General features: G+C 74.6%; 1 protein-coding gene. It reads left to right on the top strand.

The genetic code is table 11. The annotated features are described in order from the left end of the window. Window positions 1-521: 521 nt before the first annotated feature. The gene (locus ACTWQE_RS34165; protein ID WP_443332973.1) at window positions 522-704 is read left to right on the top strand and encodes a hypothetical protein; all 183 of its coding nucleotides are present in this window, start codon (window positions 522-524) and stop codon (window positions 702-704) included. The last annotated feature ends 4 nt before the right edge of the window (window positions 705-708 follow it).

Genomic DNA, 708 nt, shown 5'->3' with positions numbered 1-708 from the left:
CCCAGTACGAGGACGACCTCCCCCAGCCTCCGGCCGGGGGTACCCCCACCGCCTTGCGATCGCACGCACCAGCCGCCGCGACCCCCGCCCTTCGGGCGGACGGCGCTACTTTCGAAACACGCCCTAGAGCGGGCCCGGGGCCGCAACTCCGAAGGTCGCAAGGCCGAAGGCCCGCGAGGCCCCGAGCCCGGAGGCCGAGGTCCCGAGCTCCGAGGCCTTGAGGCCCCAGGCCCGGAGGCCGCAAGGCCTCCACTGCCCGGGGCCCGAAGGCCACAAGGGCCCCGGCCTCGTGTCGTGGCTTCCGGCCCGGCTCAGCGGCACCTCACCCGGCCGCTGCCTTTCGCTGACTCGGGAGGCAGCGGCCGGGCGCGTTCGCTACGGGGCGCACGGCCGCAGTGGGGCCGGCCATCTCCTCGAGGTGGCCGCGCCGAGCGTCATGAACTCGTCGGCGCCGGTCGGCCAAGTCCGTCGTCGGACACCAGGCGTTGCGGGCTCCGGCCCGGTGACTTCTCATGGTGCGCATGGCGGACACCGAGGACGTACGACAGGGCGGGTGGGACGACGGCGGCTACGGGGGCGGATATGAGGGCGGGGAAGGAGCCTGCCAGTTGCACCGGGTCTGCACGGAGTGCGGGCGGATCAACGAACGTGCGGACGGCGGCAGCTGCGAGGCATGCGGCGCCGCCTTGCCCGGAGGCCGCTGACGCC

The sequence above is a fragment of the Streptomyces sp. 8N706 genome, from assembly GCF_052245415.1.
Taxonomy (GTDB): Bacteria; Actinomycetota; Actinomycetes; order Streptomycetales; family Streptomycetaceae; genus Streptomyces.
This window is presented reverse-complemented; position numbering and strand designations above follow the sequence as displayed.